Raw genomic sequence first — 7011 nt, forward strand, 5'->3', positions numbered from 1 at the left:
GGCACTATGGCAAACGTTTGGACACCTTACGAATTTTATGTGAATGAAAAACAAAGTCATATTGGAACAAATTCCTTTACTTTGCTGTTAGAAAACAACAGTTGGAAAATTGTGCATATAATTGATACCCGAAGAAAATAATACGAAATGAAAGGTCTTTTTACCTATTTATCTGTGGCAATGATAAGCTTATCATTCGCACAAGAAAATCCAAAAAAAACATTAAAAATAGTGCTTTCAGGTTATATTGACACCTACTATTCCTATGATTTTGATTCGCCAGAAACACAAGACAAACAAACTTTTTTATACAATTACAACAAACAAAACAACTTTAATATAAACATCGCATTACTAAGAGCTTCAATTAGTTATGAAAACGTGTACGCAAAAGTTTCGGTGCAATCAGGAACGTATGTAAAAGCTAATTACGCTGCCGAAAAAACCAAATTCTTAAACGAAGCGTATGTAGGTGTGTTTTTAAATAAAAACAAATCAACCACTTTAGAAGCGGGAATTATGCCCAGTTATATTGGATTTGAATCTGCCATAACTCACGCTAATTTAACCGCAACACGTTCTATACTTGCCGAAAATTCTCCTTATTTTATGACGGGTGTGAAATTAAATCATCAATTTAATGAAAAGTTGAGTTTGTCTGGATTACTAACCAACGGTTGGCAACGTATTGAAAAAGCAAAAAGCAATTTAGCACCATCATTTGGTACACAATTGATATACAAACCAAATAGCAAAAACACGTTAAATTGGAGCACTTTTATAGGTAAAGAAGCCTACGCTAATCAGTTTAATACGCGCTATTTTAGTAATTTATATTGGGACAAAACTTGGAATACAAAATGGCATTCTATTCTTGGTTTCGATTATGGAATGCAAGATGTTTCATCTCAAAACACGGAGAAAGCAACTTGGTACAGTCCGGTTGTAATTACACAATATTCGTTCAATTCGAAATGGCAAATGGCACATAGAATTGAATATTATCAAGATAAAAAACAGGCTATAATAGCCAGTCAAATTCCTTTTGAAACGGTTGGAAATTCAATAAATTTTGATTTTTTACCCAATTCAAAGTTTAAAATAAGAACAGAAGGAAAATGGTATCACGCCACTGAAAACATTTTTGATACCAATACCAAAAAAGATAATTTTTCAGTAACCACTACAATGAGTTTTGAGTTTTAAATTTTAGATGGGAACACAGATTATAGAAATCAATATAATTAGTAAAATCTGTGTTGGTGATGAAAATTAACAATCCGCCAATCCTACTCCAATAGCTAAGCCACCTTCAGAAGTTTCTTTGTATTTTGAGTTCATATCTTTAGCGGTTTCCCACATGGTGGCTACTACTTTATCTAAAGGTACCAACACGTTTTTAGCATCGGTTTCTAAAGCCAATTCGGCAGCATTTATGGCTTTTATAGCACCCATAGTATTGCGTTCTATACAAGGTACTTGCACCAAACCACCTATTGGATCGCACGTCATTCCTAAGTGATGTTCCATAGCTATTTCAGCGGCTACCAATACTTGTTCTGGTGTACCACCCATTAATTCGCATAACGCTGCTGCTGCCATAGCAGAGGAAACCCCTATTTCTGCTTGACAACCACCCATAGCTGCGGAAATAGTAGCTCCTTTTTTGAAGATACTCCCTATTTGCCCAGCAACCATTAAAAATTGTTTGATTTCTTTTTCACCAGCGTGATGATTTTCAATCACCAAATAATACATTAAAACAGCCGGAATAACACCTGCACTTCCATTGGTAGGTGCGGTTACTACTCGACCTAAAGAAGCATTTACTTCATTTACTGCCAAGGCAAAACAAGACACCCATTTTAATATTTGACGGAATTTCACTTCCGTATGACGAATGCATTGCAACCATTCTTGTGGTGAATTGTAATTGGCTATTCCAATTAAATTGGTATGCATATCGTAGGCTCTTCTTTTAACATTTAAACCACCAGGCAAAGTTCCGTCTGTGTGGGCACCAATATACATACATTCCAACATAGTATGCCAAATGCGCATTAACTCAGAATGAATTTCTGTTTCCGTACGCATTGATTTTTCATTTTCATACACAATATCAGAAATGGTCTTACGCTCTGTTTGACAAAATTCTAATAATTCTACACCTGTATTCACCAAGAATGGAAAGGCACATTTAATCTCTGAATTTGTATCTGTATCATCCTCTTCCTTAACTACAAAGCCACCACCAATTGAATAAAAAGTTGAACTGTATTCAGCATCATTTGTATACGCTGTAAACACCATCCCATTAGCGTGAAAGGGTAAAAAATTCTTATTGAAAAAGATATCAGAAACTACGTTAAAATGAATCTTGAATTCGTTATCCAAAAGCAATTCATTATTCGTTTTTATGTCTTCAATAATTGATGAAATGGCATCAATTGGCACATATTCCGGATTGGCACCACTTAATCCTAACATCACAGCTAAGTCGGTAGCGTGCCCTTTTCCAGTTAAAGAAAGCGACCCATACAAATCGACTTTTACGCGATGTACTGAAGCAATTATATTTTGATTTCGTAATTCGGCTAAAAATTGTTCAGCAGCACGCCAAGGCCCTAAAGTATGAGAACTTGAAGGGCCTACGCCTATTTTTAACATATCAAAAACTGAAATACATTCCATATACTAAATCGTTATAGTAGCAAAGATAGCATTTGAAGTTGGAAGTACGAAGTTGGAAGTAAAAATATTTGAAAAATGTAATGATTATTTGTTGGCTTCGAGTGCCTCAGCCAACAAAACCTTTAAATTATTTTCCTTTATATTGTTGGCTGAGGCACTCGAAGCCAACAATGCCTTATATTATTTTTTTGGCATAAAATTTGAAACCATAAAATTTATTAAATATATTCTTATGAAATCGCCATTAACAACAGGTTTGCGAAAGCAAAAACCTATAAATAAATAGGCGATACCATATATGACCACTAATAAATAAATTTTACATATATGAAAAAGCTACGATTTGTTTCTATTATTATAGTTTTATTACTTTTTTGTCCTTTTATCAAACAATGCGATGGATTTACTAAAATTGAAGAAGGAGCTAAAGCAGATAATTCCAATGAACTAAAAGTCTACTTTACTGAAGAATCAGAAAATGTATTTGATTTATCTTATCAAATTAATGAGCTATTCGTTAAAAATAAAAAAGAAGAAATTAAATATAAAAAAGAAGAAATTGCTTTGATTTTCTCAATGATATTTTCATCCTTACTAATTATTTCTTCAATTATTGGAACAATTAGAATCTTCAAAAATCAATTATTAAAAACAAACTTGTTTTACGTTTTAAATATTTCGTTTGTTATTTTAATAGTTATTTCAAATATGTTCGTTTGGCTGGATAGATTTGGACAAATAAAAATCGGCTTTTATCTTTTACTACTTTCTAATTTTTATATGTTGTATTTGTTAAAACAAAAAAAGGAACAAATTCTATAAAACTTATTCCTTTTATGTTGTTGGCTTCGAGTGCCTCAGCCAACAAATCAATAATTTATTTATTTCTTGTATTGTTGGCTGAGGTTCTCGAAGCCAACTATACCATTCACCTTATACCCAAAACCTTTAACCTTTAACCCTCCTAATACCAACGCTTCTTATTCTTTTTAGCGGCATCCGATTTTCTTGAATTTGAATTTTCTGAATTTGCAGATTTAGCCGCTTTTGGTGCGTTATTTTGTTTTTGTTTGGCAGGTTTTCTTCTGTCGCCTCGGGTATCCGTTTCTTTATTTTTTAATTCGTCTTCCGTAAATTCTCTATATGGATACGGATTTTCTTTCACGACTTTAATTTGCTGACGGGTTAATTTTTCAATGTCTTTCCAATAGGGCAATTCGTCTTTTCCACAAAAAGAAATCGCTAAACCTTCATTACCTGCTCTACCCGTTCTACCAATACGGTGTACGTAGGTTTCTGGGATGTTTGGCAAATCGAAATTAATCACATAAGGTAACAAATCGATATCAATACCACGAGCGGCAATATCTGTAGCCACTAAAACAGAAATCTCTTGACTTTTAAAACCGTCTAACGTTTTAATTCTGTTGTTTTGAGATTTATTTCCGTGAATGGCTTCGGCAGAAATATTTTTCACCTTTAAGGCCTTCACAACATTATCAGCACTGTGTTTGGTTCGTACAAAAACCAACACATTATTTATTTTTTCTTCTTCAATTAAATGAATCAGTAATTTTCGTTTGTCTTCTTTCTGAACCATATATACTTTTTGGTTCACACGTTCTGCGGTGCTTGAAATTGGCGCTACCGAAACGTATTTAGGTTTCTTCAAAAATTGGTCGGCCAACTCTCTAATCGCAACCGGCATCGTAGCAGAAAACAATAATGTTTGACGGTTTTCAGGAATTAACTTAATGATTTTCTTAACATCGTTAATAAAACCCATATCTAACATTTGATCCGCTTCATCAATCACCAAATGATGTAGGTTATCCATATCTAAAAACCCTTGCTTATTTAAATCTAAAAAACGACCAGGAGTAGCAATTAAGATGTCCACACCGTCTTTTAGTTGTTGCACTTGTGGCACCTGACTTACACCGCCATAAATTACCATCGATTTGGTATTCATATATTTTCCGTAGGTAGCAAAACTATCTTGAATTTGGTGTGCCAACTCACGTGTAGGAGCTAAAACTAAGGTTCTAATTACTTTACGTTTCGTTTTTGAACCTACAATTGGATGTAAATAATTTAAAATTGGAATGGCGAATGCGCCGGTTTTACCTGTTCCTGTTTGGGCACAACCCACTAAATCGTGCTCTTCTAATATAATAGGTATGGCTTGTTGTTGAATTGGGGTTGGCGTAATATATTTTTCTTCTTCTAAAACCTGAAGTATATTTCTATGTAAATGTAAATCTTGAAATGTCATATTTGTATTTTGAACGGCAAAGATACAACTTTGAATGTGGAATAGAGAATTTTGATTTGCCTAATTTATAAATTACCTACGATTTCTGACAGATTACCAACACGTTAGCAAAAATTGAAATGACACAATGTCAGATATTTTTGCCATACAAAAGAAATACTGCCAATTTTATACCTATATAATTATTGGCACAAAACTTGACTTATCCAAAAAGAGTTTAAAAAATAAACCGAATAAAATTTAAAATTAAATAAAATGAGTAAGATTATTGGAATCGATTTAGGTACAACCAATTCTTGTGTTTCTGTAATGGAAGGTGGAGAACCAGTTGTAATTGCTAATGCAGAAGGAAAAAGAACAACGCCATCTGTAATTGCATTTGTAGAAGGTGGAGAAATTAAAATTGGAGACGCTGCTAAAAGACAAGCGGTAACTAACCCAACTAAAACTATTGCATCTATCAAAAGATTTATGGGTAACAAGTACTCGGAAAGTTCTAAAGAGGCTTCTACTGTTGCTTACAAAGTAGTTAAAGGTGATAACGATACACCACGTGTTGATATTGATGGACGTTTATATACGCCACAAGAATTATCTGCAATGACTTTGCAAAAAATGAAAAAAACTGCTGAAGACTATTTAGGTCATTCAGTTTCAGAAGCAGTAATTACTGTTCCTGCATATTTTAACGATGCACAACGTCAAGCGACTAAAGAAGCTGGTGAAATTGCAGGTTTAAAAGTAATGAGAATTATCAATGAGCCAACTGCTGCGGCATTAGCTTACGGATTAGACAAACAAGGTACGGATCAAAAAATTGCTGTATTCGATTTAGGTGGTGGTACTTTTGATATCTCTATCTTAGAATTAGGAGATGGTGTTTTTGAAGTATTATCTACTAATGGAGATACACACTTAGGTGGAGACGATTTTGACCAAGTAATTATCGACTGGTTAGCAAACGACTTTAATGCTGCTGAAGGTTTAGATTTAAGAAAAGACCCAACAGCTTTACAACGTTTAAAAGAAGCGGCTGAAAAAGCGAAGATTGAATTATCTGCTTCTGCTCAAACAGAAATTAACTTACCATACGTTACGGCTACGGCTTCAGGACCAAAACACTTAGTACAAACATTAACACGTGCTAAATTTGAACAATTGGCTGATTCTTTAATCAAGCGTTCAATGGAACCAGTTGTTAAAGCTTTAAAAGATGCTGGTTTATCAGTTTCTGATATTGATGAAGTTATCTTAGTTGGAGGTTCTACTCGTATCCCAGTTATCCAAGAACAAGTGGAGAAATTCTTCGGTAAAAAACCATCAAAAGGCGTTAATCCTGATGAAGTTGTTGCTATTGGTGCAGCGATTCAAGGTGGGGTTTTAACTGGTGATGTAAAAGATGTATTGTTATTAGACGTTACGCCTTTATCATTAGGTATCGAAACTATGGGTAATGTAATGACTAAATTAATTGAGTCTAACACTACTATCCCAACAAAAAAATCTCAAGTTTTCTCAACGGCTGCAGACAACCAACCAAGTGTTGAAATTCACGTTATTCAAGGTGAAAGAACAATGGCAGCAGATAACAAAACTATTGGTCGTTTCCATTTAGATGGTATTCCACCAGCAGCAAGAGGTATTCCTCAAATTGAAGTAACTTTTGATATTGATGCTAATGGTATCATTAAAGTTTCTGCAACTGATAAAGGAACTGGAAAATCTCACGATATTCGTATCGAAGCATCTTCTGGTTTAACAGCTGAAGAAATCGAAAGAATGAAAAAAGATGCAGAATTAAATGCTGAATCAGACAAAATTGCAAAAGAAACAGCTGATAAAGTAAATGAAGCAGATTCTATGATTTTCCAAACGGAAAAACAATTAGGTGAATTTGGTGAAAAATTATCAGAAGATAACAAAACAGCCATTAACTTAGCTTTAATTGAATTAAAAATGGCTTACGAAGCAAAAGATGTTGCTGCAATTACGCCTGCTTTAGAGAAAATCAATACAGCTTGGACAAACGCATCTGCTGAAATGTA

Annotated in this window: 5 protein-coding genes; 3 read left to right on the top strand and 2 right to left on the bottom strand. The window is 33.9% G+C overall.

Annotation, left to right across the window (positions count from 1 at the left end):
• The first annotated feature begins 147 nt into the window (after nucleotides 1-147).
• The gene (locus tag ABWO04_RS09015) at nucleotides 148-1206 is read left to right on the top strand and encodes a porin (protein ID WP_353079315.1); all 1059 of its coding nucleotides are present in this window, start codon (nucleotides 148-150) and stop codon (nucleotides 1204-1206) included.
• Between the two features lie 66 nt (nucleotides 1207-1272).
• Here the strand turns inward: ABWO04_RS09015 and ABWO04_RS09020 are convergent, their stop codons facing one another.
• On the bottom strand, nucleotides 1273-2691 hold the full coding sequence (locus tag ABWO04_RS09020) for an L-serine ammonia-lyase (RefSeq protein WP_353079317.1): 1419 nt from the start codon (nucleotides 2689-2691) through the stop codon (nucleotides 1273-1275).
• 327 nt (nucleotides 2692-3018) lie between these two features.
• Between ABWO04_RS09020 and ABWO04_RS09025 the strand changes: the two genes are divergently transcribed.
• The gene (locus ABWO04_RS09025; protein WP_353079319.1) at nucleotides 3019-3513 is read left to right on the top strand and encodes a hypothetical protein; all 495 of its coding nucleotides are present in this window, start codon (nucleotides 3019-3021) and stop codon (nucleotides 3511-3513) included.
• Nucleotides 3514-3655: 142 nt separating this feature from the next.
• Here the strand turns inward: ABWO04_RS09025 and ABWO04_RS09030 are convergent, their stop codons facing one another.
• Nucleotides 3656-4966 carry a DEAD/DEAH box helicase gene (locus ABWO04_RS09030; protein WP_353079321.1) on the bottom strand — a complete coding sequence of 437 codons (1311 nt, stop codon included), beginning with the start codon at nucleotides 4964-4966 and terminating at the stop codon, nucleotides 3656-3658.
• Between the two features lie 255 nt (nucleotides 4967-5221).
• On the opposite strand from ABWO04_RS09030, the gene dnaK reads away from it, so the two are divergent.
• On the top strand, nucleotides 5222-7011 hold a 1790-nt coding region (gene dnaK / locus ABWO04_RS09035), incomplete at its 3' end, for a molecular chaperone DnaK (RefSeq protein WP_353079323.1).

Source organism: Flavobacterium sp. (assembly GCF_040382755.1).
Classification (GTDB): domain Bacteria; phylum Bacteroidota; class Bacteroidia; order Flavobacteriales; family Flavobacteriaceae; genus Flavobacterium.